The organism is Liquorilactobacillus sicerae, assembly GCF_029916425.1.
GTDB lineage: Bacteria > Bacillota > Bacilli > Lactobacillales > Lactobacillaceae > Liquorilactobacillus > Liquorilactobacillus sicerae.
The window spans coordinates 1-416 of the sequence record NZ_JAHAVQ010000310.1; the positions used below are offsets into that span (position 1 = coordinate 1).

The window sequence follows — 416 nt, forward strand, 5'->3', positions numbered from 1 at the left end:
CTAAAATGATCAACGTTTAATAATTTTTACTTAGATCATTGTTGGGGATGATTGTTTAATTTTTATTCGGGGATTAATTTGGGGAGATTTTTTCATGCACAAAAAAATGTATAAATCTGGAAAGACATGGTTAATTGGTATTGTTTTAGCTTCCGGAATGCTGCTGTTTCCACTTTCAGCAAATGCTGATGTTTCTGTCAATTCACAAGGCAATGCTACGAAAAGCATTTCGACCGACCAGCAAAAAACGGAATCCAACGACACAACCCAGGATTCGTCGTTGGATTCAACCAAACAAGTTGAATCAGAAACGGCTAAGTTACAAACTGAGACGGTTGTTTCATCTGTGGCCGAATTAAAGTCTTCGGCAGCTTCGTCTGCAAGCAGCAACGTGACCGCTGCGTCTTCCATAGCGT

At 39.9% G+C, this 416-nt stretch carries 1 protein-coding gene; it reads left to right on the plus strand.

The window, feature by feature from the left end:
* Positions 1-94 precede the first annotated feature (94 nt).
* The coding region (locus KH893_RS12595; protein WP_281166373.1) for a KxYKxGKxW signal peptide domain-containing protein at positions 95-416 on the plus strand (322 nt) is incomplete at its 3' end.